This window comes from Halobacteriovorax sp. XZX-3 (assembly GCF_043196495.1).
Lineage (GTDB): Bacteria > Bdellovibrionota > Bacteriovoracia > Bacteriovoracales > Bacteriovoracaceae > Halobacteriovorax_A.
In genome coordinates, this window is sequence record NZ_JBEBMO010000001.1 from 1063135 (window position 1) to 1089988 (window position 26854).

27 protein-coding genes are annotated in these 26854 nt (G+C 36.1%); 9 read left to right on the forward strand and 18 right to left on the reverse strand.

All coding sequences use genetic code 11. The annotated features are described in order from the left end of the window. Positions 1-6: 6 nt before the first annotated feature. The 3 genes from ABMA70_RS04980 to ABMA70_RS04990 all read right to left on the reverse strand — a co-directional run bounded on the left by ABMA70_RS04980 (position 7) and on the right by ABMA70_RS04990 (position 2166). Positions 7-756 (reverse strand): type 1 glutamine amidotransferase domain-containing protein, encoded by a 750-nt coding sequence (locus ABMA70_RS04980; RefSeq protein ID WP_392991196.1) that lies wholly within the window; start codon positions 754-756, stop codon positions 7-9. An 89-nt stretch (positions 757-845) separates the two neighbouring features. Continuing rightward, positions 846-1814 carry a cupin domain-containing protein gene (locus tag ABMA70_RS04985; protein ID WP_392991195.1) on the reverse strand — a complete coding sequence of 323 codons (969 nt, stop codon included), beginning with the start codon at positions 1812-1814 and terminating at the stop codon, positions 846-848. A 52-nt stretch (positions 1815-1866) separates the two neighbouring features. Then, positions 1867-2166, reverse strand: a complete 300-nt coding sequence (locus ABMA70_RS04990; RefSeq protein ID WP_392991193.1) for a hypothetical protein — start codon at positions 2164-2166, stop codon at positions 1867-1869. Between the two features lie 197 nt (positions 2167-2363). On the opposite strand from ABMA70_RS04990, the gene ABMA70_RS04995 reads away from it, so the two are divergent. Together ABMA70_RS04995 and ABMA70_RS05000 are read left to right on the forward strand one after the other, a co-directional pair. Then, entirely contained in the window at positions 2364-3356 is a 993-nt protein-coding gene (locus ABMA70_RS04995) for a hypothetical protein (RefSeq protein WP_392991191.1), read from the forward strand. A 23-nt stretch (positions 3357-3379) separates the two neighbouring features. Continuing rightward, positions 3380-4345, forward strand: a complete 966-nt coding sequence (locus ABMA70_RS05000) for a tRNA-dihydrouridine synthase (protein WP_392991190.1) — start codon at positions 3380-3382, stop codon at positions 4343-4345. A gap of 17 nt (positions 4346-4362) precedes the next feature. Here ABMA70_RS05000 and ABMA70_RS05005 read toward each other — a convergent pair whose 3' ends face one another. After that, complete coding sequence (locus ABMA70_RS05005) at positions 4363-4704, reverse strand: MerR family transcriptional regulator (RefSeq protein ID WP_392991189.1); 342 nt, start codon at positions 4702-4704, stop codon at positions 4363-4365. Between the two features lie 59 nt (positions 4705-4763). On the opposite strand from ABMA70_RS05005, the gene ABMA70_RS05010 reads away from it, so the two are divergent. Then, positions 4764-5546, forward strand: coding sequence for an MBL fold metallo-hydrolase (locus tag ABMA70_RS05010; RefSeq protein WP_392991187.1), 783 nt, complete (start codon positions 4764-4766; stop codon positions 5544-5546). A gap of 393 nt (positions 5547-5939) precedes the next feature. Here the strand turns inward: ABMA70_RS05010 and ABMA70_RS05015 are convergent, their stop codons facing one another. The 9 genes from ABMA70_RS05015 to ABMA70_RS05055 all read right to left on the reverse strand — a co-directional run bounded on the left by ABMA70_RS05015 (position 5940) and on the right by ABMA70_RS05055 (position 14325). Beyond that, positions 5940-6506: a hypothetical protein gene (locus ABMA70_RS05015; RefSeq protein ID WP_392991185.1), complete on the reverse strand. Its 567-nt coding sequence runs from the start codon at positions 6504-6506 to the stop codon at positions 5940-5942. Between the two features lie 14 nt (positions 6507-6520). Further along, positions 6521-6979, reverse strand: a complete 459-nt coding sequence (locus ABMA70_RS05020; RefSeq protein WP_392991183.1) for a GNAT family N-acetyltransferase — start codon at positions 6977-6979, stop codon at positions 6521-6523. A 69-nt stretch (positions 6980-7048) separates the two neighbouring features. Further along, a complete protein-coding gene (locus ABMA70_RS05025; RefSeq protein ID WP_392991182.1) occupies positions 7049-7471 on the reverse strand; it encodes an HIT family protein in 423 nt (140 codons plus the stop codon). Positions 7472-7626: 155 nt separating this feature from the next. Beyond that, positions 7627-8328 carry a hypothetical protein gene (locus ABMA70_RS05030; RefSeq protein WP_392991180.1) on the reverse strand — a complete coding sequence of 234 codons (702 nt, stop codon included), beginning with the start codon at positions 8326-8328 and terminating at the stop codon, positions 7627-7629. Positions 8329-8458: 130 nt separating this feature from the next. After that, a complete protein-coding gene (locus ABMA70_RS05035) occupies positions 8459-9325 on the reverse strand; it encodes a hypothetical protein (RefSeq protein WP_392991178.1) in 867 nt (288 codons plus the stop codon). Between the two features lie 341 nt (positions 9326-9666). Then, the gene (locus ABMA70_RS05040) at positions 9667-11529 is read right to left on the reverse strand and encodes a hypothetical protein (RefSeq protein WP_392991177.1); all 1863 of its coding nucleotides are present in this window, start codon (positions 11527-11529) and stop codon (positions 9667-9669) included. Between the two features lie 157 nt (positions 11530-11686). Further along, positions 11687-12304 carry a hypothetical protein gene (locus tag ABMA70_RS05045; RefSeq protein ID WP_392991175.1) on the reverse strand — a complete coding sequence of 206 codons (618 nt, stop codon included), beginning with the start codon at positions 12302-12304 and terminating at the stop codon, positions 11687-11689. Between the two features lie 373 nt (positions 12305-12677). Next, on the reverse strand, positions 12678-13073 hold the full coding sequence (locus ABMA70_RS05050) for a hypothetical protein (protein WP_392991173.1): 396 nt from the start codon (positions 13071-13073) through the stop codon (positions 12678-12680). A gap of 214 nt (positions 13074-13287) precedes the next feature. Next, positions 13288-14325, reverse strand: a complete 1038-nt coding sequence (locus tag ABMA70_RS05055) for a ComEC/Rec2 family competence protein (RefSeq protein WP_392991172.1) — start codon at positions 14323-14325, stop codon at positions 13288-13290. A gap of 144 nt (positions 14326-14469) precedes the next feature. On the opposite strand from ABMA70_RS05055, the gene ABMA70_RS05060 reads away from it, so the two are divergent. Further along, positions 14470-14625 carry a hypothetical protein gene (locus ABMA70_RS05060; RefSeq protein ID WP_392991170.1) on the forward strand — a complete coding sequence of 52 codons (156 nt, stop codon included), beginning with the start codon at positions 14470-14472 and terminating at the stop codon, positions 14623-14625. Between the two features lie 72 nt (positions 14626-14697). On the opposite strand, the gene ABMA70_RS05065 is transcribed toward ABMA70_RS05060, so the two are convergent. Next, positions 14698-15648, reverse strand: coding sequence for a hypothetical protein (locus ABMA70_RS05065; RefSeq protein ID WP_392991168.1), 951 nt, complete (start codon positions 15646-15648; stop codon positions 14698-14700). 163 nt (positions 15649-15811) lie between these two features. Between ABMA70_RS05065 and ABMA70_RS05070 the strand changes: the two genes are divergently transcribed. Beyond that, complete coding sequence (locus ABMA70_RS05070; protein WP_392991166.1) at positions 15812-16639, forward strand: Fpg/Nei family DNA glycosylase; 828 nt, start codon at positions 15812-15814, stop codon at positions 16637-16639. A 3-nt stretch (positions 16640-16642) separates the two neighbouring features. Here ABMA70_RS05070 and ABMA70_RS05075 read toward each other — a convergent pair whose 3' ends face one another. Further along, on the reverse strand, positions 16643-17248 hold the full coding sequence (locus ABMA70_RS05075; protein WP_392991165.1) for a hypothetical protein: 606 nt from the start codon (positions 17246-17248) through the stop codon (positions 16643-16645). Between the two features lie 31 nt (positions 17249-17279). Then, positions 17280-17906: a hypothetical protein gene (locus ABMA70_RS05080; protein ID WP_392991163.1), complete on the reverse strand. Its 627-nt coding sequence runs from the start codon at positions 17904-17906 to the stop codon at positions 17280-17282. 103 nt (positions 17907-18009) lie between these two features. Here ABMA70_RS05080 and ABMA70_RS05085 point away from each other — a divergent pair, with 103 nt between their 5' ends. Both ABMA70_RS05085 and ABMA70_RS05090 read left to right on the forward strand, forming a co-directional pair. Next, a complete protein-coding gene (locus ABMA70_RS05085) occupies positions 18010-18381 on the forward strand; it encodes a hypothetical protein (RefSeq protein WP_103216611.1) in 372 nt (123 codons plus the stop codon). Between the two features lie 154 nt (positions 18382-18535). Then, positions 18536-20299, forward strand: coding sequence for an ABC transporter ATP-binding protein (locus ABMA70_RS05090; RefSeq protein ID WP_103216610.1), 1764 nt, complete (start codon positions 18536-18538; stop codon positions 20297-20299). A gap of 10 nt (positions 20300-20309) precedes the next feature. On the opposite strand, the gene ABMA70_RS05095 is transcribed toward ABMA70_RS05090, so the two are convergent. Further along, positions 20310-21662, reverse strand: a complete 1353-nt coding sequence (locus tag ABMA70_RS05095) for a hypothetical protein (protein ID WP_146037754.1) — start codon at positions 21660-21662, stop codon at positions 20310-20312. A 203-nt stretch (positions 21663-21865) separates the two neighbouring features. Here ABMA70_RS05095 and ABMA70_RS05100 point away from each other — a divergent pair, with 203 nt between their 5' ends. Both ABMA70_RS05100 and ABMA70_RS05105 read left to right on the forward strand, forming a co-directional pair. Beyond that, positions 21866-25822: a hypothetical protein gene (locus ABMA70_RS05100; RefSeq protein ID WP_392991159.1), complete on the forward strand. Its 3957-nt coding sequence runs from the start codon at positions 21866-21868 to the stop codon at positions 25820-25822. Continuing rightward, the gene (locus ABMA70_RS05105; protein WP_392991158.1) at positions 25806-26327 is read left to right on the forward strand and encodes an NYN domain-containing protein; all 522 of its coding nucleotides are present in this window, start codon (positions 25806-25808) and stop codon (positions 26325-26327) included. The genes ABMA70_RS05100 and ABMA70_RS05105 overlap by 17 nt, the downstream gene beginning before the upstream one ends. On the opposite strand, the gene ABMA70_RS05110 is transcribed toward ABMA70_RS05105, so the two are convergent. Next, positions 26324-26854: an NUDIX hydrolase gene (locus ABMA70_RS05110; RefSeq protein ID WP_103216606.1), complete on the reverse strand. Its 531-nt coding sequence runs from the start codon at positions 26852-26854 to the stop codon at positions 26324-26326. The two genes, ABMA70_RS05105 and ABMA70_RS05110, sit on opposite strands and share 4 nt — an antisense overlap.

Consider the following 26854-nt stretch of genomic DNA (forward strand, 5'->3'; position numbering starts at 1 on the left):
TGCCCCCTACTTCTTTATCAGCTCAATCACTTTTAGAGTTGCTTCTTTGGCAGATGCGGGATTTTGTCCTGTAACCAATCTTTCATCGACGATAACATTTTCACTCCAGGCCTTACCATAGATATGCTTTCCACCTCTTTGAGCAAGCTTTTCTTCTAATAAGAAAGGAATGATATCAAGTTGCTCAATCAAAGCCTCTTCTTCTCTTGTGAAAGCAGCGAACTTCTTCCCATCAATAAGATACTTTCCATTTGATAATTTGATATCTGAAAGCGCGGCCGTTCCATGACAAATTGCTGAGACAACTCCACCCATTTCATAAAGCTCTTTTGAGATGCGATTGACTTCTTTATTATTGGCGAAGTCCCACATTGCACCTGAGCCACCACTATAGATCACAGCTGCATAATCTTTTGGATTAATCTTTGCTAGTGGAATCGTGCGAATAACCTTGGCCATAAGACTCGCATCTTTTAAGAAGCGATCATTATAGCTGTCCTTTTCGGCAAAACTATTCATATCAATCGGTGCACTTCCACCTTGTGGACTGGCGATATCAACTTTAATACCGGCCTTAATTAATTCGTAATAAGGATGTGTTAATTCCGGTAACCAAAAACCTGTCTTCTTGCCAGTGTTTCCTAATTTATCATGGCTTGTGACAACAATTAGGACCTTCTGGTTTGTTTTGGCCTGAGTGTTAGTTCCTAGACCAAGAGTAAGTAGTAAAGCTGAAATTTTAAATAACATACGCATATTTTCTCCTTTATCGTTTGTTGATTATGGAGTTAATATAGCGTGGCCATTTTTTGATTTCCTTTACATAGGTTGAAAAGTTGATTTTTTTAAGAACGAGAAGCCTTTTCTAACCACAATTCACCCTTCTGGCGCATTTCTTCGTTTCGAGCAGGGTGCTCTGGATAGTAGATCTTATCATTGTCAGGCTCACACTCCCCTGCACAGAGATAGTAAATAAAGTCGCTAGATTTATTAATAAGGGTGTGGGCAACACCTGAGCCGGCCTTAAAATCAATGCCAGTAAATGGTTTAACAACTGACTCCTGACCATCTAGGTAGACATGAGGCTCACCTTCAAGAACAAAGACAAACTCCTCTTCCACAGAGTGGGCATGAGGCCATGACGTCCTCTTCCCCACAGGAATTCGTTCAAGCCAAATTGCGATATTCTTCATCCCAAATTTTCGGCTTAAGCAAACACCATTTGAGAACGTTTCAGTATCTCCTGGATAAGAAAAGCTATCATTCGTTAGGTTATCAAATCCATTATAGACCTCAATAGAATCATCTCTTAAGCTCTCATCAAACTCTCCCGGCAGTCCATCATGTCCCCCTAGAATTTGCTTGGGCATGTCGTCCCACCACTTATCCCCGCACTCAGCTTTTAAGCTAGGATCTAAGTGAAAGTGGTATTGGTTATCGGGTTTAGTTCGATCCCCCGAAACAAATAGCTCACAAGGAGAATCATAATTATTGATAAAGCAGTGACCGACACCTGTCCCCGCAGGAAAGCCGATGCAGTCACCTTTGCTCATTTTTCTAATCTTTCCATTTAACCAAAGATCAATTTCGCCAGAGATCACATAGACAAATTCTTCTTCTAAGCTTTCTGCATGAGGCTCAGATGTTCGGTACCCCGGTGGAATTTTAAAGTAATGTGCCGCTACTCTTTTTAATCCAAAGTGCTTTGACATATTTGCATTTGTTCCACCAACCTTTAATTCTTCATTAAAGTGATCATCATTGATCTCTGTAATATCAACAAAGTGGCCCACATCTTTCAAATCTCTTTCCAAATCTAAGTCCTAGTTAAACTAATTTCTCTTAGTATAACCGAAACAGAAAATTTTAGAAATTAATGCAAGAAAACTTTTGTTCAGCAGTCGCCATTATACTTGGTGATTGGAAGTCAATACGATGATGAAACTTAACGTCGTCATGTAGCCTAAAGCTCTCGCCCCCACAAATATTAACAATAGAATCAAGGGCCATTTCAAATGCATCTAGCTCAGCATGCTTACCTGCTAATATATTAGCGACTCGTGAATGAGTGTGAAAGTACAGGGCCTTCCCCTTAGCGGTGAAAATATCTTGTGCAAAAGTATTTAGTGATAAGAGCGCACAGGCCATGATAATGATAGATTTCATTCTTTCCTCCATTTAGTTGAACTAATAATGATCAAACTTTATGGATAAGAAAAATAAGTATTAAGTGATTATATAATAAGATTATTTTATTTCTTACGATCGTAGCAACACTATATCCAGAGGAGGTAATGGAACCCTATTTCTGGCATTCAAATTGCTCTATATATAGCTAAACTACCTATAATTAAGGGATTTATATGAAGCTTTCACTTATAAATTTGATTAGTTTAATGACAGTGTTTACTTTTAATACACTAGCAAGTGACTGCGATTTTAATAAGAAGAGCATCGACCCTTCAGCTGAGATCATCGGAAATATTAAGCTTATAGAAGTTGCGACAAATGCCCTTCGTATTAAGAGAGGCAATCTTGATATCAATACAGACCTAAGCGAAATTAAAAAGATCGATCGTAGAAAGCAAAAGAATAAGAACTCACCAAAAATTTTAGATGCGGTAGGAAGAATTGATATTCGTTTTTCAAATGGAGATAGAGCGAGCTGTTCGGGAACATTAATTGCGGCCAAACCGGGACAATCTAGCCGTACAATTAGCTCCGCTGGACACTGCTTTGGAAATACAAAGACAAAGTCAAAGTATGATATCAAATATATCACATGGATAACGACGACAAAGAGTGGAAAGAAAATCGCAGCAGACCTTACTCTAGAAGACTTAAACCTTGACCATGACAATGCTCTACTTTCTATGAAGTACAAAATTCCATTTTCAACGATTACACCTGCTCTTTATGAGAATGAAGTGGCCTTCGACCCAAGTGATATGATTTTCTATAATGAGAAATCAAAAATTATCGCTGCCGGTTATAGCACTGATGACTACCTTGGAAAGAATGGAGAGGTCTTAACTTACGACGACCAAATTACTTACAACCACCTTAATAGGTCTTTATCAGACGAGTTTAATCACATCTCAAGTATTACTTTTGAAACTGTTTCATTTTCTGGTGCAAGTGGCGGTGCTCTTCTAATCGATACAGATCTTTCTGAAGAAGATATCGAAAACCCATACAAGCAAACATATTATATCGGTACACTCATTCAGGTTGGAGGTAATGGTGCTGAGATATACGGATACAAAAATAGAAGCACAGTGGGAAGTGATATGACAATTTCAAGATCGTATCAAATGCTTAACCCTGAAATTATCAATCATTTGAATGACAAATAATAAATTTAGAGTAATAAAGACAAATGAGTTTTAATGATCACCTGGTCCTCGCCCCTATTCGCGGCGTAACCAACTATGTTTATCGCAATGCCTTGGAGCAGACCTTTTCTGGCGCCGATAGTGCCATCGCTCCCTATATCGTGACGAAAGAATCAAATGAACTCAATGAGCGTCAACTCCACGATGTTCTTCCAGAAAAGAATCTCATTCCTACCACGGCCCAAATTCTTACAAAGGAAATTGATCAATTCCTATATGTAGCCAATATCTATAAAGACTTTGGTGTTAAGAAAGTTAATTTGAATATGGGCTGCCCATATCCAATGGTGGCCAATCGAACAAAAGGCTCAGGACTTCTTCTTCATCCTCAAAAAGTAGAAAAGCTCTTAACGGGAATTAAAGAAAAGTGTCCCATCGAATTTACGGTTAAGATTCGCCTTGGGCGTGAGGATGTCTCAGAAATTAAAGAGATCATTCCCATGATTAATAAATTAGAAATTAATGATTTCACAATCCATGCTCGCTACGGAAAACAGATCTATGTTGGCGGTGTTGACCTTGATGCTTTTGAAGAGTGCCTACCTCTTTTAAATACACCTCCTTGCTATAACGGTGACATTAATACAGTTGAAGACTTCAAGACTTATAAGGCAAGATTTCCGCAGATTAATCGCTGGATGGTAGGACGCGCGGGCCTTTCAAATCCTGCCCTCATGGCACAAATCAAAGGCTCAAAATTTAATGAGCAAACTTATCTCGCAAAATTCATTGAAATGCATAAGCTTATGACTGAAGAATACCTCTCAATGGATAATGCCAAATCAGACTACCTACAAAAGATGCGAGGCCATTGGCTCTACTTCAAAGATATCTTTGAAAACGAACATAAAGTTTATAAGAAAGTGAAAAAGGCCAAGTCCATCGAGCACTACAACGACGTTGTAGAGTGGATCTTTGAGCAGGATCTTAATCCTGATTTTTTAGATTAAACTTTGGTACCAAGTTTCTAAGATAGCCTCTTTAATATTTTATCAATCTCTTTCAAAGCATTCTCTTTTTCTTTTATCTCTTGTCTTATCTCTTTTTTCTTTCGGCCAAGGTCATCTTTTACACCATCACAAAGACGACCAAGTTTTCTCATATTTACCAGGGCCAATCTTATTTCATCAAGAGATAACCCTATTCGTTTGCTACTTTTAATGAAGAGAAGGTCATTAACATGATCTTTGCTATATTCACGATAACCATTCATGCCCCTTGCTGGAGAATTAAGAATCTTAATCTTCTCGTAATATCGAATGGTATCACGTGTAAACCCTGATTTTTCTTCTAATTCTTTTATTTTCATATGCACCTTGACTATGGAGTTACTCCACACTTTACCATAGTTCTGAAAAAGGAGAAACTATGAAAACAAATTCAGGAATTCAACAAATTAGAAATGCAACCGTTATCATTAACTATGGAGGAAAGAGAATCCTCGTAGATCCTATGCTCTCAGACAAAGAGTCTTTTCCAGGATTCGAAGGAACGGCAAACTCTCACCTACGTAATCCATTAGTAGAACTACCTCTACCAATTAAAGAGATCACTAATGTAGATGCTGTCATTCTTACTCACGTCCATCCGGATCACTGGGATGAAAAAGCGAGTAATAGCATTTCAAAAGATCGTCTCATTTTTTCTCAAAATGAAAAAGAGAAGAGCTTCTTAGAAAGCAATGGATTCACAAATGTACAAGTTCTTGATGGTGAAACAACATGGGAAGGGATTACTATGATTAAAACCTCAGGCCTTCATGGAACACCAGAGGTAGTAGAAGCTGTTGATCTTCTCGATGAAGTATGTGGAATTGTATTTAAACATCCAGATGAAAAAACATTCTATATTGCGGGTGATACTGTTTGGAATAAAGACGTACAAGAGGTCATCGACACTCATAATCCAGATACCATTCTCTTAAATGCTGGTGGTGCCGTGATTGAAGGTCTCCCTCCGATCATTATGGATGAAAAAGATGTTGAAACCGTTGTTGACTACACAAAGAATGTTCAAATTATCACGACACATCATGAGGCAGTAAACCACTGCCTAACGACTCGTGAAAGCTTGCATACATACCTTAAAGAAAGAGGAAAAGAAGATCGTGTTCAGTCACCTAAAGATGGCGAATTCGTAGCATTAAATTAGGAATAAGATTAAAAAGGGCACAAATTAAGTGCCCCTTTTTTATCTATAGTACGTGATACTTTTTCGTTAAATTTCCAAAAAGGCCGATTACTCTGATTACGATGATTACGATGATTTCACTTTCATTTTATTTTTAAGTCACTTCTTAAATGATTTATGACAATTTCACTTTTGCTTTTAGGTACGCGGACACTTTTCGCAAAACCAATCACTTACTTGCTCCCATGACTATAATCTAGAGCTATTTTATTATAATGTTCATTCAAATGAAGCTTTCAGCTTAATTATTCAGCTCTTTACTCTAGTTTAATGGGCATTTTTTTAATTCTTAACTAAAAAAATGATCTAACTTGCTGAAAGTGCAAAAGGTGTCCGCGTACCAAGTTTACCTGGTTAAACAGGATCTCTCCAATCAATAATTTCGAGACCTGAAGTATCGATCGAACCTTTAACAAAGATGTGCGGTACCTTACCCCATGCAGGTGCACTTCTCTCGCCTCTGCTTTTCCAATCTTCAAAGAAGCTCAAAGCTTCAGGAGGTACGATTTTAATTTCTTCATAAGTATCATGATTGATAATTTCAAAACATGAATCGGGGTCTGTCTCTAGTCCGAATTCATACTCTGGTCTATTCATATCAAAGATTACCAAGTCTAACTCTTTTAAGCTTGAAACTGGAATCTTAAAGAATTTTACTGACTTATTAATATCAGGAAAGACTGACTTTAATGCTTGAAATACTAAAGAAGGGTGTATGGATGAACAATGAAGCACCTCTCCTCTGCGACAGTTCAACTTAGGAATATTCTTGAGGGGAAGCTTTTTACGTTTAGGATGATCATCATATTTTTTTATTTCCGATTCAAAAACATGCGGCATTCTCTCTTTTAGATCAAAGAGTGGGTGCAGCCACTGACCTTCAAAATCCACTGGTACCCCGTGATATATAAATGATGCCATATAATCCCTCTCTTCTAAACTAAACTCTTAACAAGTAATAGGCACGGATTATGCTCATCCCATAGAGTTGGAAAAACTTCGAGTTTCTTAAAGCCTAGGGCCTCATAGAAGAGCCTCGTCTTCTTATAGTACTCATCTTCACTTGAGCTATCGACAGTCTTCACTTGTAGAAACTCAAATTTCTTTTGCGCCATAACTTTTTCAGCTTCGGCGACAAGTTTTTGACCTATACCCTTGCGATGATAGCTTGAGAGAATTCCCATGACATAAATTTCACAACTTAATTCACCATGTTCTTTGATACTTAAGAAGCCTATTGCCTCATCACTTTCATAAGCAACAAGCATGGCCATTTCTTTAGACTTATTTACATAATCAACAATCGCCTCTTCAATTCCAAACCACTTTGGAAGTGAGCGCAGGATTGTGTTGCAGATTTCAGGGTTTCCGCTTACTAAGAATTTGATTTCCATAAATAGATTATAACTTAAATCCCATAATTGTCACAATTCAGTCTAGACCCAGGTTACTAGAAACCTGTTTTAAAGCTTATCAGCTATTAACTTAGCCGTTTCATTTAACTTGTCTCTTGATGACTCATCAGGATCAGTGCCTGAAAAGCCCATTCGATGCCCGTCGCCTGTGAACCTTGGAGCGATATGAAGATGAGAATGTGGAACTTCTTGGCCAGCGATTTCTCCGTCTGAAAGAAAAAGATTCGCTCCCTCGCAAGATATGTCAGACTTCTCTATGGCCTTTAGTATATTTTGAGCTACATTAAACATCTCTCCGACCATATCGCTATTCACTGTAGAAAATCTCTCATGGTGCTCGTTAGGGATAACCAATACATGCCCTTTATTAATTGGATTGAGGTCCATGAATGCCGTGACCTTGTCATTCTTGTAAACAAAGCTAGCATCAGCCTCACTTTTTAGGATTTCACAAAATATACAATTACTCATTACAGCTCCGAAAGATTAGGTTAGGTTCTTGGTGATTTTCCAATCCCCTTGCTTAAAGAAAGATATATGGAGCTATGTTTACAAATCGACGGAGCTTTGCAAACAATTAGAACCTAGCCTAGAACCTTATTTAAAAAGAAAATAATACAATGATATTATTTTCTTTCCTTAATTATCATTCTTTGATGTTTTAACAAGTTTAAAATATCATTATATTGATTATTATCTTTAAAGAAAAAAAATCTGAGGGGGCTCTCTTTACCAAAAGCAGACTTAAATAAAAGAGCATAAATTACATAAATAAATGATACTCCTATTGATAAAATAATAATTTCATCTATGCTATTTACCATTTGTAAAACACGATTAAATGCTGATGTAAAAACAATAATAATAAAAGCTGAAATACCATCAAGCCCCAATACTTTAACTGGCTCTGTTTGTTCACATTGAACAATCACATCCTCTATTAGTAAATCTATTTTCTCTAGTTTATAAACCTTATTCTCTTCTAGTATTTTTTTCATTAATTTAGAACGATACTGAAATAGTTCATAACAATCCCAAGGCTGCCATCCAGTATCAATTTTATAATTTTCTTTGATATGCCTACTAATCAATCTCCCTGAAACAAATCCACTAAAGAAAGAAGAGAGTAAAAACAAATAACCATACTTATTCATCTCCCTCAAGTCTCCATTAACCTCTATAAAGAAGTATACGAAAAGTATAAATGAGATAAAAATTGATGCAATTGATATTTTTATCTTAATTGGTTTATATATGATACTTTTGAAAGACACATTATTTTTGTAATCTTCCAAAATCATATTAGTAAAACTATAAACACTCTCCATTACGCTTCTCCTCGAGAACATCATAAAAATAGAATTTTGCTTTAGGTGAATACTCATTAACCTTGCATTAAGAAAGAGCACATGGTGCCTTTTTCTATTTAAATGTATATTCCTCATTAGTTCTAACAAATTAAAAAGAAAATAAATTACTGTTATACCTATTAATTTCAGTTAATAGCTCACTATAACGATCTGCAATTTCTCGATAGTCTCTATCTCCATTATTGAGGTATAAATCAGTTATTTTTTGATAATCTGATGAAATTTTTTCTTTAAAGCTATCTGTTACGACCCCCTCTTTTCGCTTGAAATCTTTGAAAAGCTCTTGATATCTATCTAGCTTTTGAAAAAAATCCATAGGGTCCATAATTCTCTTACTACCTCTTATTCCCCGTTTAGACTCATACTGAATTTTTCGTTGAAAAGAGCTTATTTCACTAATCTCCCCTTTTAGCATTTCAATAATTTCAAAAACTTGTTTTGAGTTGAGCTGAGTATCTTGAATCTGAGCAGGATTAGGAATCGAGAGTAATTTAATCAAAGAATTTATGTGACCATTTTCTTGAACGTTCTTCATTGTATCATTAATTCTATCAGATATTTCTTTCTGATCTTCAAGTACATTTTTATATATCAAGGAAGAACTATATTCATAAATTCTTAAAATATTAATATCAAATATCTTTTTCGTATTTTTTTCTTGAATCAATACAACAGGTTTATCAAATGCTTGTCTGATTCCTAGCTCAAACAAAACATTAGGGTTCCTCGTTGATAGATCACAAATTGCTAGCGGTGCTTCAATTATTCTCTTAATAATATCTACATGTATCAAGTTTGTTGACTTAACATCATCTGCCCTAATCGCTTTAAACCCCGCGATATCACAAGCAGGTCTAATTATATCATGATAAACCGAAAGAAAATGGTCCTGACTTCTATCATCATTTCCTGATATTGGCATTATAACAAAACATTCTTCCTTTTTATTACTCATACTTAGTCCTCAATATATTGAATATTATCTAATTCAATTACTTTTATTATATTTGAAGTTTGGTTTCCAAATGCTTTTCCTCTACTTATTGTCAACGATAAAGCACATAAGACATCTAATTCGTTAGGAGTCATAAACTTACTATTTCATCCTCTAAGCCCCCCACATTCAAAACAAACTCTTTTACCTTAGCAGGATTCTTTAACTTTGGTTCTTGGTGCCCTTCCATCACTCTGCGAAAAAACACCTGGAACCATACTATTCAAAACATAATGGCCAACTAACAAGCTTACACAAAAACAGAATTAAAGCTACGCGATAATCAAAGAAGAACTCGACATTCATAGTTTCTTTCTTTCTAAATAGCTACCAATCTTACTGTATAAAAGGTCTGAAACTTTTCTTTCCAAGTTACAACCAAAGTCTTTTATTGCAAAACCAAAATATGAGAACGCTATACCGATGACACTGGAAGCATGCCCCCATTCTTCATAGCCAGAGCCTTTGGTTGCATAATATCCAGTTAGCCATACAATAGCTACCGTAACAAATTGAAGAAGTCCCCTGATCGACAAAGCACACAAATCACATACCTTTCTAAGCTTTCCTCTATATGAAAGGATTATATTTCCTTGAGATTCAATCGTTGTATCTTTCCTTTTTAGAACTCGATTCTTTGTCTTTTCCATTAACTCAAAGACATGCTCATCGTTGTAACTCATCCCTTCTGTCACAGAAAGAATTTTAACAGACTTCTTTAAAAAGAAGTCTCTTCTTACAAGATCATAATCTTCTTTCGAGATCTTCTGCGTATCTCTTAGCATTCTGAATCTATTTAAAAACTCTTTCCAAAATCTATCATCCTCATGAATTATAGCTTGATAATTAGACACTACTAAATGTTCCGCCCAATCAGGAAACAAGTCAGGGTTCATCATCCAGCACATATTTGTTACCCAGATATCATTAGCGATAACAGGAGAAGATTCTTTATCAAAGTCATTTTTTAAAAATTGATTTACATTAGAGACCAAAAAGTTGCTTGTAGTTACAAAAATATGGCTCTTGTCTTTTAATGTCGACTTACGCTTGTACTCTCTCAACTGGATTACTTGTCCGACGCATCTCACATCATGATTTACGGCTAAATATTCATTATTCGCTTCCGATTGTAAAAAGTTTATTAACCCTTCGGAATCAATTTGATAATCTTCTGTAAACTCTGGATTTCTCACCACGGAAATATTTTTTTTACTTAGAACAGAATGATAGCGACTTAAATAATTTCTTAAAAACTCATGATCCCACATATTCATTCGGAGCAACTGAAGAGTTGAGTCCCTAAAGTTTCTTAAATTTTTACTTTCAAGATCGTTTGCCCAGGCTTTTAATATGTTTTCAAACTCAGTCCTAGTACACTCAAAGATTGCCATCTTAGCTTTAAGACTATTACAAAGTTCTACCATCTCTTCAATTACGACTTGTTTACTCTCGCCACTAAAGCCCAATAGTCCTAAAATGAGAGGAGTATCTAAGTAAAATGTAACATTACTCAGATTACTTTGGTTATCTCTCATATCTGATGAAGTCATATAATTCTTTAAAAATATACCTTTAACATGAGAAATGAAATACTTAAAAATCTCTGGTTCTTTTTCATTAATATGCTTTAAAAAGCTACTAAATAAAAAGCTTATATTATTTAAGGACTTACCTTTAACTTCGACCTCCCCACCAACGGCGAAAAAATCAATAATCTCAACTTGATACTTTGAGAGATATGCTACTAATGCTTCCTGAGCTTGATCAATTGACATATCTTTTTCAAAATTTGATTTTACATAGCTAACAAAGCTTTCAAGTAACTTAGTATTTGATCTTAGAACCTCATTCTTTACATCTATAAAGTCAGATGTCGTATCTACAATTTGGCTTCTATTAGGAGTATAAACACCTTCTTTTTTAGAAAAGAAGTCGAACTTCTTTTTTGCTCTATTTAAAATCAACTGAACTACAGAGACCGGTAAATCAAAATTTAGGTAATTTAAAAAAATCTCCTTACCCTCCTCAACAGTAAATGGATTAAACATGTTTTGAGTATTTAACGTTGCAGCAAATAATAATGCACAATTATCGTAAACATCACCCTTCTTTCTGACGTTGATACTCTCTAACATTGCATAATTAACTAAGTAATGATTCACTTTAACCTCTATTATTAGTATACTGAAGAGTTTCCCTAACCTCTACTATAAGACTCCTATCACTCTACTGTTGAATTCTGAGTTTTAATTCCAGGTGCCTTTTCGTTAACCTTACGAAAAGATAAAATACCTGGAACCTAACTTATAGATTCTAAATTTACTCACTAAATCTTTTGATCTTAGCAAACTGAAATATCTCAACAACAAAGTCTAACCAAGGAGCCGACTTTCCTAAAAAACTATTGAGACTATTAAAGAATACCTCTCCCATAGATGCTATATTAATTCTGACCTGTTCATTATACTCATGTGCTCTTTCTTCAAGGTCAACACAATCAATTATCTTTCTTATAAGTTCTTTAGAAAAATATTTTTTGAACTTTGTATTATTTAATAAATAGATTAAGCTCTTCATTAATTTATCTTTGTGAGCTTCCACATTCCTTTTATTTGAAAGATCATATTTAAGAGATAACAATCTCTTTATCTCGCGGTTACAAGCTTTCAATTCTTCGAAAAGCATATAAAACATATAATCAAATGCCTTCGTAGCCCCATTATTCTCACTCGAAAACTTCAATCTTTGTAACTGATAAGATGACCATAAGTCTTCAAAGAGTTCACTCTTCTTTGAGGTAGAAAATAAATTTTTAAAAAAGTTTTTTCCAAGTTCATCTAGGCTCGACTTTGAATTGAAACGCTTATAATACTCTTCCATATGTTTTGAAAATTTAAGAAACTCATTTTTAAATTTAGTCTTAGATACCTTAGTCATACTTCTATCTCCCAACTCCCCATCGCCATTCCCCACCCAAAACTTAACCCACACACACCACCAAAACCTCTACAATTCCAATCACATACACACCATCTCAAACCACCCCAATAACAAAATGAACACCTTACAACTCCAACCTAAACTGGACCTCAAGACTTTAAAGTCAAAAAAAATTTTCGAAAATGTTAAGTTACTCCTCACACAAAAGAGGATTTTCAAAGTGCCAAAATTACCAGAGGAAAAGGCAACGGTGGACCTAAAAGGTTAGAATCGTTTTGGTCTGTGGTCAATAAAAGGAAAAGCCATTTCTCAATGGCTGTAACTATTTATATTACTTTCTTATCATTTATTAAAGTTGGGGCTATTGGGACTAACAATAGTCATGTACAACGACACTCGCTACAAACCTCTCACCTCTATTCTTCACAACAAGACCTAAAGCAATCAATGCTAAGATATTCCAACCTAAAAAAATTAGTACTCTATGAATATCAAAGTCATAAAATATTATTAAAAATATTGGTCCAAGAATTGTAATAGAGAGTAATGCTGCAAACGAATCTCTAAGAGATAGATACTTTTTATGTAATTCAAACACCATAGGGTCGTACTTATACTTTTTATATATTTTCATCCAAAAAGAGTTTTGTTTTCGGCCCTCACTCGGAACAGGTGAATAGAAATCAATTAGCTCATCATAGTCTATACGATTATCGCTCTTTAGAAGCTTTGAAAATACTCGACATCCCGGAAGCTCATCTCTCAAGCGCAGAAATATTATCTTCTCTTTTATTCCAGGGAAAAATATATGCGAAACGATTACAGTCAATAAAAGAAAAACACTTTGAGGTACTATATCTTCTATATATAAAGTCTTATAACTTCCTGTCCTGAGAAGATTTATAAACATTATATCTGCTAACAATATAGAAGAAATAAAGCCCCAATAGATGGGGCACTTTAAGTTCCTGGTTTCCACTTTATAACCTATTTTCAGAATACGAAGAAGAGTCTATTAATAAACTAATCGACGTCCCCTGAATTTTGGCAACACAACCGATATAGTATGCATCTTCAACATTGCTATAGAAACTGTTTTCAAACTTTTCAGCAAAGCTCTTATTTGCTACATATATACTGATACTGTCAGAACTAAATTCTAGAGTTATGTCTCCAGCTTGATTATTAGTTATAATACTGCCATATTTCTTATATTTATCATAAGCAATGTATTCAGATGGAGCATTACCTATTAAGACTAACTTAGGTTTTAAGACATCAATAAAGTCCCATTTTCTATCAGACTTTCTACCATGGTGAGGTGCTATTAATACGTCAACATCCTTAACAGTTTCATTCCAATTTTCAAGAATATGATCCCAAGTCTTATTTTCAGAGTCACCAGCAAAAATCATTTTAAACCCTGCTGAAAGATAAAGGATGACATATGAGCAATCATTAAAATCACCCGAAGTATTAGCTTGTTCAACTAGCTCACTTGTTGGTGCTAAAATATATAGTCCGTCACCATTGTCAACAACAGTACTTCCTTCGTTATAAAATGTACCAGTTGCTCCGGAATTGAGGCAAAGATATGTAAGGCCCTCATATTTACCACTTCTTACTGCTTGATATGCGTCCCAATCTTCTTTAGCATACGGTGAATTATCCCAGCTATCTGTATCAATCTCCTTATTGTTTTTTGTATCCCAAAAGTTAGAAACATCAACAGAGTTTAAGAGCTTAGCAAGCCCTCCCATATGGTCCATATCAGGATGAGTTAAAATGAAACGAAATAATTGATTGATAGATTTTCTTACCATAAACTCTAAAGGGTCTGTTGGATTTGCCTTTTGATTAAAGTTTCCAGAGACACCTCTACTATCTGATAAATTGACAGTTGCATCTTTTGACTTGATGCCTCCTTTGTTTATATCAATCATAGTGTTTCTTCCACTATTATGCTCTATAATTGAGCAATCTCCATCACCGACATTTAAAAAGTGTACCTTAGACAATTTGTTCTCCTTATTTAAACAGTTAATATTACAAAGGTGCCAGCCTTCTGTTACAAGATGGTATCTTGATAATTTTTGTCAACCTTTCCTAAAGAAATAAAAATACGTTTTACATGTGATTACCTTATTGTCACAAAGTGTCATTTGAAAACAAATAAATTAGAAGAATTATTACAAGAAGAAAGTATCAAACAAGATTCCAATGAATTAATAAAGTATGCAGAGCAAGTCATAAGAAGAGAGATTGGCCCAAGGGATGTTCTAGCGATTTTACTCCGACTACAAATTCAATATAAATAATCATATTAACGACATTCAGGACAATTCAAATGTACTTAACATAAGTAATTATAAAAAGAGAGAAAATGGGTCTTAGGGCAGGCTCTGGATAAAAGCCTTAAACCCATGCAAATCACTCGCGACTCCACGAACAATGACTCGACTATTTCTTATAGACATTTCGACTAGCTTTGGGATTAGTTTATCATTCGTTATTGTATTTTGCCTTTTCCAAACATCAATTATCTTTTTAGCACCAGTAGCATTAGAATGTACCTTGATGGAACGGTACTTATGAATTAATCGAATTTCATCAAAGTTTACATTGTATGAGCTAAAGCTAGTGTTCCAAAGCTTAACACCATCTTCCAGTTTATAACCTTCTTTAGTGAAAACATACTCAAACATCATAGCTGCGTTAACAATAGGACTTTCTTCAGGATTTATGATGTTAGGTATCCCCATTTTTACAACTGTGAATTGATATGAAGGAGCTTCTGTTATTACACGTAAGAAATAAAAGAATAACTTTGTAATCAAATCATCTGCGAGGGATACTTTAAAGGCTTTTTCAACAAGCTCATAGTTTGTTTTTAAATCATCTAACATCGTTGAATCTAAAATATTTTGATTCTTTTCACCTTTAAACACTCCAGTCCAAGGGGCAAGATGATTAGACTTATTACCATCTCTCGTATTATAAAACAGCTCTCCTCCTACAACAAAGTAGTTATCAAACAAAATTGCCAAAGCAATACTCAGCAAAGAGCATGTATCTAAATCAAAAGGATTCGAATTATGGTCAAATGATGAACTCTTTGATTTCAGTATAACTTCAGAATTCGCTAGTTTCTCAGGAAGAGAAGAAAGCCTAGGGAATTTATTAAAAAAATGATCATGAAGCATATAGTGGTCTGCACCAATATTCGATACATTGTATGTATGTACGTAGCTAGTATCTCGATGAATAGATAAATTATTATTAACAACCAAGTCTTCTTCCAACACAATATTATATGTCTTAAAAATACTTATATAATCCAAACAAATCACCTCGAAACAATTTCTATTTACAACAATATTAATCACCATAAGAAACGAAGTCAAATTTGTTCGTCCTGTTTACCTGTGTTAAAAGGGTCTAATAAGGACTAATTAAAGTAACCTAAGATAAATATATTAATAATAACAATAAGCTAGGTACACATTGCCAGAATTACCAGAAGTCGAAACCATCAAATCACAACTCTCCCACGTTCTCCCAATGGAGATCGAAGACGTCGAATACTCGGACGTGAGTGATTCGATTGTGAAAGATAAGGACTTCAATCCAAAAGGCATGACTCTTGAGCGTGTGGAGCGCCAAGGAAAAGTTCTGCGCTTTTTTTTCACTGATCAAGACGGAAATGAATGGCGTGCAATTTCAGGTTTAGGGATGTCGGGATCGTGGCGAATTGCCACGCAGCCAATTACAGAAAAGCACACGCATATAAAACTCATTGGCACAAATGCCAAAGGCCCACTTCACTTGGGCTACATCGACCCAAGACGCTTTGGAGTCTTTCATCTCTACTCTCCACCAAATGAAGCGACTTGGCTTACGCGCTTAGGACCAGATGTTTCTAAAGCAGAGTTTACACTTGAGTATCTTTTGATGCTTAAAAAAGAGCGTCCTAATAAAGTTTTAAAACCGTTTCTTTTAGAGCAGAACTTTTTTTCAGGTGTGGGAAATTATATGGCCAGCGAAATATGCGCACGTGCGGGAGTTCGCCCAACTCGTAGGATGAAGACACTTACAAAGCTTGAGCTTGAAAAAGTTTTTATGGCAGTAAAGATTGTTTTAGATGATTCCATTAGCACTGGAGGCACAACTTTTTCTGGTGGCTATCAAGATGCCTTTGGTGAAAAAGGTGAAGGTGTAAAAAATCTTGTGGTGTTCTATCAAAAGATTTGTGGACTTTGTAAAGAGACAGAAGTTAAGAAGATCACACTTGCTCAGCGAGGGACTTACTACTGTCCTCACTGTCAGAAATAAGACTTACTCCACAATTAGATAATCTTCAATCTTATAGTGATTTAATTGATTTACTAAATAGAGTCTTCCCTTCTTTGTGATGATACGAAAGAAGTCATTTCCTATTTCAGGGTCACGAAGTTTTTTTCGAAGACGACTAAGGCTTACATCCATTGTGTTCTCACTAGTTGAACCAAAGAGAATGTCTGAAAGCTTTCCCTTTTCTCCATTGCCCGCGCGATTGATGAGACGAAAGAGTTCCATGTCAGTTCGGCTTATGATGTGAAAGAGTTTGTAAATTTCCATTAAGTGAAAGCGGCCATAGAGGGCGTCGATATACTCCTGCTCCCCCATGCTCTTTAGCACACACAGGTTTCCGCCAAGCGGTAGAAAGCGATTTAGGTTTGGCTGAGTAAAGTCATCGATCACATAGACAAATTTTAGAGTGGTATATTTGATTTCTTCAATGAGCTCATCTGGAATTGTATCGAGTTCAATAATAAGAAGTTCTCCAACTCCTGTTTGAGAAGGTAGGACATCTAGGTATTCAATGGTAAGTCCGAACGCTTCTTCAATAGCATCCGCATGAAAGAGTTTTCTCTTCTCACTTGTGTAAGCCAATATTTTCATTTCTACCTCTAAGTAATTTTACTTGAAACGACTAGGTAGGAATCTTAATTTTTTCTAATAAATGTTTTGGTATTTCGTAATTCGTTAAACGACTGACCACATAGAGTCTTCCGCTCTTTGTGATAATACGAAAGAAGTCATCGCCGATATTTGGATCACGCAGCTTCTTTCTTAAACGACTTAGATTAACATCCATTGTACTTTCACTAGTAGAGCCAAAAATAAGTTCACTTAATTTAGACTTCTCTCCATTGCCTGCCCTTAGAATGAAGCGAAATAGCTCCACATCAGTATGACTAACTAAGTGAAGTATCTTAAACATCTCCATTTGATGAATACGACTTGTTAGAATTTCCATGAAGTCTTCAAATGGAGTGCCCTTAACAGCAAATAAATTTCCACCAATTGGAAGCAAACGATTTAAGTTGTGCTGCTTGAGCGTATCAACAATTGTTACAAATTTAACTCTCGTATACTGCGCCTTCTCAATAATATCATCAGTGATCTCATCGAGATCTAAAAGCAGAATTTCTCCAGGGCGAAGATCAAATGGTAATTCATCTAAATACTCAAACTTGGCACCATAGAGGGCCTCGATTTCCGCTTCCCTAAAGATTTTCTTATGATTAGATGTGTAAGCCTTTAATTTTATTGACATAGTAAACCTTACGTATTTGTAAGTAAATAATATTGCCTAAACATATTATCATCATGTTGTACCAATAACAATAGTTGGTAAATAATAAAACTGGAGGTTATGGATGAAAGAAAGAAGAGTGTTTGAGAACATCGCTGAATTAATTAGAGTCAAAAGACGTTCTTTATCACCTAAGGTGTCACAACAAGGATTGTCGTACCGCCTAGGTTATAAGAACGGGCAATTTATAAGTAATATTGAACGTGGGCTTTGCTCAGTACCACTACGTTCACTAAATACTGTATGTAGTGTTCTAAAAGTATCTAAGGAAGAACTTAAAGAAGTACTACTAAAAGACTATGAGCAAACTATTGATAACTACTTTGCAGAAGCTGCCCAAGAAGAGGCAAGCACTATTGTAGAAGCGAGGGACGCTTCTTCTAAAGATAAGGAACGAAAGGGAAATTTTGAATTTGCCAGCAGTTTAGTAATCTAAGTAAGTCACTAGGAAAGGTGACTAAATTCCCCTCAGGTGTACTTAAAAAGCACTTCGATTCAATATAATCTGAGTACACCTGAGGAACTTTTTTCAAATTGAGAATAATAGGCCATAATGCATACACATAAAAGTACACGCATACGAGGTCTAAATGGAAACTCAATCCCCATTACAAAAACTAATCAATCATTTTAAAAATAAGCGCGGCCAAATTTATACGGCCTCGTTCTTTTCAGTTTTAAATAAAGTATTCGACATTGCTCCTCCCCTTTTAATCGGTCTTGCCGTTGATACAGTCGTCAAGCAAGAAGACTCATTCCTTGCAGGTATGGGAGTGACAGACAAAGTTGAACAAATCTACATTCTAGGTTTTCTCACATTTGTGATTTGGGCCCTGGAGTCATTATTTGAATACTTATTAAAACTATGGTGGCGTGGACTGGCCCAAGAAGTTCAACACGATCTTCGTATGGAAGCCTACGATCATCTTCAAAACTTACACATCTCTTTCTATCAAGATAATAACTCTGGGAATTTAGCGACAATTCTAAATGACGACATCAACCAACTAGAGCGCTTCTTAGATGTTGGAGCCAATGATATTATTCAAACCCTAACAACAGTTGTCTCTATCGGTGGAATCTTCTTTTATCTTTCTCCGCAAATTGCCCTACTATCATTAACACCTGTCCCATTTATTCTTTGGGGAAGTTTCTACTTTCAAAAGAAGGTACAACCTCGCTATCAAAATGTTAGAAGTGAGGCCGGACTACTTGCGAGTATGCTTGTAAATAATATTGCAGGGATGATGACGATTAAGTCATACGTTGCTCAAAGATTCGAATATGACCGCTTAGAGAAGCAATCAAATCAATATGCTAAGGCCAATAAAGATGCCATTCGCGTCTCTTCTTCTTTTAGTCCAATCATTAGAATGGCCGTTCTTTGTGGATTCCTCTTCACTCTAATCATCGGTGGTATCGATGTTCTTGATGGAAAGCTAGAAGTTGGTTCTTACTCTGTTCTAATCTTCTTAGTTCAAAGACTACTTTGGCCACTAACAAGACTTGGTGAAACTTTTGATCTTTACCAAAGATCAATGGCCTCAACATCTCGAGTGATGGAGCTAATTGAAACAGAAGTTAAAGTAACTGATGGTGATAAAGAGCTTGAAGAATTTAAAGGAGCTGTTGAATTTAGTGGTATTAACTTTAAATACGATGAAGAAGACAACACTGGTCTTAAAGATATCAATCTTAAAATTGAAGAAGGACAAACTATTGCACTTGTTGGGCCTACAGGCTCAGGAAAGTCCACAATGCTTAAACTTCTTCAGCGTTTTTATGATCCACAAATTGGTTCCGTTAATTTTGATGGCCACAATATTAGAGAGCTAAAGCAGAATTCACTGCGCTCTCACATTGGGTTTGTCTCACAAGAAACTTACCTCTTTCATGGGACTGTCTTAGAAAATATCATCTACGGCTCTCAAGGAGCATCTGAAGTTGATGCCATGAGGGCCGCAAAACTTGCAGAGGCACATGACTTTATCGAGCTTCTACCTAACGGCTATCAGACAATCGTTGGTGAGCGCGGCCAAAAACTTTCAGGTGGTCAAAGACAGCGTATTGCCATTGCACGTGCCATCTTAAAGGATCCGAAACTTTTCATTTTTGATGAGGCCACAAGTGCCATTGATAATGAAACAGAAGCGGCCATTCAGCGCTCTCTTAAAACGATCACAAAAGGACGCACTACTGTCATGGTTGCCCATAGGCTTTCAACAATTATTCATGCGGATCAGATTTGTGTTTTAAATGAAGGCAAGATTGAACAACGTGGAACTCACGAAGAACTTATCGCTCAAGAAGGTCTTTATAAAGCACTATGGAGTGTTCAGACAGGAACTGCTTAGAAAGCAAACTTTAGAAAGCAAATTTTAAAGACGAATAGATGGTGTCGTTAGCTCGGTAAGCCGACCAATAAGAATTCTTATTTGGCGACTTAATCAGCTCGGCACCTAAATTTAAACTAGCAGCGCCACGCCAAAAAGCATAAGTCGCTTCAGCTTTTAAGATGATATCATCGCGATCAAAGTCATACTTTAAGTCCCCCATCACATTGATGAAGTCATTAAAATAATAACGCCCACGCATACCAAGAGCATTACTCCACTTCGCAGTATCAGAGAAGAAATCATCTGATCCACGCTCATTATTTGTCAGAAGGTTGATATAGTTTAAAGAAAACATATAGTAACCTTGATTGACGTTAAATGAGACAGAGGCGTAACTTTCTTTTTCGTAGTTAGGCTCAATATTGAAATACTCAGATTCGAATTTCTTATTTTCTTCACGGCTAAAGTCAACAACCTTAAAGTCGTTTCCAAAAGTCGCCGTCGGATCACTCATATCAACACCGGCAACCATTTGCACGTCACCTAACTGCTGCTTATATTGAATCCCATAATAAAGATGGTGGTTAACAACCGGTGAAGCATCAACTGCAATAACGTCGCGATCTTGGTCAAAGCGAGCATCAGCATTCATCTGAAGACTATTTTGTGGCTTATAGATAAAGAAGGCCGAAAGCTCAGAACTCTTCTGCTCATTCGTTCCAGAAAGTCTAAAACCAAGAGACTTATTCTTTACAACATCATTATAGATATTAGGCATATCGATCGTGTAATAAAGAGGAAGAACATTTCCTTCAAGCACAGTGTACTTTGGTGGAAGTCTTACCCACTCACTCTTACTCGACACATTCCCATCTTCAATTTCAAGCCCTGGATTCATTCCTGGAACAAAGAAGTATGAGAAGAAAACTGAAAAATTTAAATTCTTATTAAATTTGCGATCGTATTGAATACCAACTAGACCTTCTTTCTTTTCAGAAAGTAAGTAGAAACCTTGGTTTGGATTTAGAGTACTAAGTAGCCAGTAATCTTCGTTCTCATTCCATCTAAGAAGCTGGCGGCCAAGAGAGATACGATTATCTTCATCTTTAAACTCAATATAAGCTTCAGGCATTGAAAAGTTGAAAGCAGGCTCTTTTGTAACATAGGCCCTCGCAGCAAATTCACCATAAACCTTACCATTCCACGCTCTTGTCTCGTAATTTCCTTCGATTTGGGCCCAGTCGTCATACTCAGACTTTTTAGCTGGGTCATTTAATCGTTGAAATTTCTCATATGACACACTTCCATCTAGCTGTGCGTAGACAGCAAGGCCAGAAAGCGACACGCATAGTAATGTAATTTTTTTGATGAATTTATTCATTAAAGTTAATTAAATCAGAAAAGATTCGTAAATAGAAGTCTTTAACTCGGATTTGGTATCTATTACCTTGGGTGTTAACACTTTTGACAGTATAGTGTTAGGAATTGTGCACACTTTTAACGCATTACGTAAAAACATTTCAAAATATTCGGTTATTCCTTTTCATTTAACTAGAAATTTTCTAGAATTTGGGTGAGGGAATTATGATTAAACACAATAAGCTATTGAAATTACGAGATTTCATTACCTACCTTCTGGTAGTACTACTAGTTTCGTCTTGTGGTTTCGTCAACGATGACCCTGTCGAAGGTGCAGACATCGCCGAGTATGACGGAATTTCAGCTAGTTGCAAAATCGACACGGATCGTATCAAAAAATTATTCGAAGTTAATATCGAAAAAGACCTTAATTGCGTTCAAGATACACTAAATAAATTCAAATATGTTGAGTCCAGAGATAATCGTTTCTTCTTCCGTGAAGATATCGTGAAATTTGCTCGCAAGTATATGGATAACCCAGCAGGTTCTGCTGACGATATTATTGAAGGCCTTGATCTTCTTTTTAAATTAAACACTCTTTTACAAAGAGATATTCCGGGACAAATGTCTCGCACGAAGATTGATTCTTTCTTTCAAATCCTAAAAGAGTTTAACCGTTCAGCCGTTAAAATCGTTGCAACAGTTAAAGACCTACAAGATGTTAAATCAAAAGAAGATTACTATAAGACCTCTGCCATCTTAAGAGCACAGGCCGATGCGTTTTCTTCAAACTTAAATGAAATCCTTCAACAAATTCCTGGACCTGCACAGGCCATCGATATTCAAAGTCTAATCCTCGACATTACAAGAGACCTAAAAGACTTCAAACTTGGTAAGGAACTTCTAAACTCTCTTCTATTTGCTAAGAAACTATTTCTTGGTGGTTCACGTATCTACGTTGACTCAGATGAGTTTGCCCAACTTTTCACTTTCTTCCCAGTTTTCCTACAGAATACAATCGATATCTTCTTCCTTAAAAAGGAATACTTCGAAGATGGATCAGAATACTTCAACAAGCTTGCTAATAACCTAGAAGAGCTTAAGCTCTATGTTTACGAGCACCAAAAAGAAGAAAATATCATCACGATTGCCGATATCAACAATATCATTGATGAATTCTTTAACGAAGATGATGACTTTATTTCAACAATTCTCGGTACGACTAAAGATACCAACGTTAAACTTAAGTCACTTATTCGTTTTGCAAAGAGAGATCTAATTCGTGGAAACCCAGAAGTTTTCTCTTATGCAGACGTTGAGCTATCTCTTGGAGTTGTTAACGTTGCACTTAGATCTTTTGAGTCAGTAAATGTCTTAAATGATCTAGTTAAAGACATTGAAGAGAAAGACTTCAATAGAAAAGTTGAGATTAAAAAGCAATTCCGTGCCGAAGTTGGGCGCCTAAGTGAGAATGCAAAGAAGTTATTAGACGAAGATATTTCAATCCCTCGTGACCACGAGATGAATGTTCTTAAGTTCGCTAATGATACGATCAAGCTTTATGACATCGACCTAATCGAAGATGTTGTTAAGTCATTTATGGCACTGAAAGTAGTAACAACTGGTGGTAGCCGTGAAACTCTCCTATTCCCAGAGTTAATGACACTTCTGACAAAGACAGATCCACTTGCGGCCCTATTCTTTGACCTTAAGTTTCTTGCAAAGGAATACCTTGAGAAGACTCCACTAGAAAAGAACAACTTTTTCTTAGCTCAAGTTAGATCAGTTCAAGACCTTATTCTAAGTGATCTTGAAAATGACCAAGTAATTACTGTTACAGATATTAATAAGCTAATTGAACAATTCTTTAGTAAGCCAGAAGACCTTGATAAGGGAATCGCCATTAAGAATCTTGTTCTTAACTATAAAGATAATATTCTAAGGCTTGCTCCAGAAGTTGATTATCTTTCATTTAAGCAATTTAAATCAACTGTAAATGTTGTTGCAATCGTTTACCGCTACCTAGCATTCCTTGATATGCACATTGAGAATGTTAAGCTATTTAAAGACGAAGACTCAAAGACAGCAAGAAAAGTTATTTCGAGAAAGGAATATGTAAATCAATTCCTTTCGATTAAAACGGAACTAGCTAATTACCTACTGGATAAAGACTTTGTTAACCAAGATGGTCTTATCAAGTCACTTATTGCTCGTCTTAAAGAATCAAGCGGAATGTTTAAAGAACCATTTAACTGGAAGCTTTACTCAGAGGCCATGGCACTTAAAGGTCTAGTACTAGGTGGAAATAACCTTATTCTAAATCGTGATGATCTTTATTATTTAACTGAGAAATCAGAATCTCTAGCAGAAGTACTTTATGATGCCTTCTTCACGGACTTCTCTGATGATACTCAATCAGTTCAAAATATTGCAAAAGTTCTTGAGCTGCTTCGTAAGACTCGCTCAATCTTCCACCCTATTGAAGAGAAGAAGAATTACTTTACAGCAAAAGAGATCCTTTCATTTGGTGATGAGCTAATTAAAGAGCTTAATCGCAAGTCGGATAATCCAAAGGATGAAAGTGAACTTCTTAAAGTTTCAAATTTTAAGCGTACACTAATCGACTTTACTCAGCGTATTTTTGATCCAATCCCTCGCTCAGAGCTGATGTATCCAATTCCATGTAAACCAAACCCAGCTTACGATGCCGATAAGCAAGGTAGTTCTAAGTGGATTTGTTCAGAGCTTGATCCTCCGGGAAGTGAGAATTTTGACCTAATGATTACAAGTGATGCTGTTAATCGCATCCTAGATATTGCAGATAGTGCATTTGAGACACTTTTATTCTCAGACTCAACTTTCCAATTCTTTGACGATAGAATGAATTCGCCTAAGCCACTTTATATCGATCGTCGTGAGTACCCAACGGAGAGAGAAGTTCCGGAGTATAAGTACATCACTAAGAAATCATATGTTGTTCTTATTGAAGAGTTTACTAAAGTTGCTCGTGACTATCGCTACTTTAGAAATAAAGACGGATTCCCTACTTATCAGGCGAATATCGTAAGAAACAAGACTGGTTTCAATTCGATCATGCTCTTTAGAAATGTGCTTCCACACATGCTAGAGGGTTATAAGACAGAGGGTGATACAACTCCTCCAAGACAGTCAAAAGGTTTATCAGATAACCAACTTAACAACGCACTAGTTGGACTTAAGGCCGCTCTTGAAGAAATGGGACTTTGGACTGAAGACTTTAAAACTTTTGGTGAAAATATTCTTCTTCTATCGGATCTTTTCCAGGCAACTTCTGGTGGTGACCTATTCATTAACCTAGATGAAGTAAGTGAGTTTATCGAACTTATCTTTACTGCAGCTAAGATCACGACTCTTTTAGAAGAAAATCTTTATGAGAAGAAAGAGTGTGACACTAGAGTTGATGAAGCAGGCTTCTCTGTAATGGACTCAAAGTGTATTCGTACAAAATTCTTTGATAAATTATTTGGTGAGAGCGAGCTGAATCTTTCAAAGTACTTCCCTCGCCTGAAAGAGTATGTAAAGAACAACAGCAGAGAGCATGTTGTTGAATTTATCAAAGGTGTTGAGATCTTCTCAAGAAGTGTTGAAGATGTTGATAAGATTTGGTGGAGAAAGAAAGACTTCACACTTGTTATTGGCGCAATGTTAAATATCGAATCGACTTATATTCGTTTTGATAGAAATGCAGATAATAAACTAGACCGCGGTGAATTAGATCGTGGTTATAAGGATGCATATAAGAACGCAATCATTAGTATTGCTAAACTAAAAGGTAAATTAAAGACCTTTGGACGTACAGCATTTTTCTACCTATTAAAGTACCATAAAGACCCAGGTGTAGTTAATATCGCTTGGACTCACGTATGGTTTAAGAAATACTTCAATGATTTTGAGGCCAAGCGTCTTGATATCAGTGAGCTATTGAGATTCTTAGTTGACAAGCGTAAGCCAGAAGATCCTTCTATTATGTTTAAAGAAGAATTAGCTGCTTGTGCTCTAGGTAGATCTGACGTTGATGAAGATGAGCTAAACGAGATTTTCAAAGGAATGAGTATTGAAATGATCGAGGCACAAATTAAGAAATGTCACGCTGACTACGTTCAATCAAACGGAAGTGAAGCATTTTATGGAAATTTTCATTAATCAAACTGTTGCCATCCTAATCGATGGCAACAATATCGAAAGAAGTATTCACAGCGTAACAAATAACTCAAATACCATGGTTAATTTTGATACGCTCATCCCAAAACTCTTAGATAATCGAGGGCTAAATCGCCTCATCTATTTTAGAGAAGGAAAGAATATCTCTTCTAAACTAACTGAGCGTCTGCACAATCACTACTATGGATCAGTAATTCCATGTCATAAGAGTGCCGATATCCCTCTGACAATTAAAGCGACACAGCTTGCCTCGAAGGTTGATACGATTATTATCCTTTCAGGTGATTCTGATTATATCGAATTAGTTCGCCACTTAAGAGCAGAAGGTGTCCGTGTTGAAATCGCCTCAATTCCTGAGACGACTTCGAGCCTGCTTGTTGAAGAATCAGACTATTATCACGAAATTGATGAAAGTGATTGGTTTGAACTTCAAGGCCAGACAAGACAAACAAGACCTAAGAAGTATAGCAAGAACAAAAGAAACTAAGACTTAAGTAGGTATCGACTTAGACAAAGCTCCGAAAGAGAGTGATCTATTTCCTGTAGTTTATCTTTTAGATCATTTACAGCAACAAGCTCTAGCTCGATATCTTCATCTTCATCAAAGTTTTGTTTCCCATCTGGGCGACAATTCTTTGCGAGATAAAAGTGAGCAGTATTGCTCATAAAGGCTGGGTTAACACTTACAGGCCCTAGACTTTCCCACTCGTCACTAATATAGCCAGTCTCTTCTTCTAGCTCTCTTTTAGCTGCAGCAAGTGGATCTTCTCCTCGCTCAACTGCACCGGCAGGAGTCTCGATTGTGATTACATCTTTTCCAAAGCGATACTGCTTAACAAGAACGACTTTATTGTCTTCGGTAATGGCAACAATATTTACCCAATCAGCAAGACGGATAATATCATAAGGGCCAGCACCAATTGGTTTTGTAGGATGATTGGCAACAATGGTTTCATACAAAAAGATATTTCCGCGGTAAACGTTCTTTCTCTCTTTAATAATCCATTTTTCCAT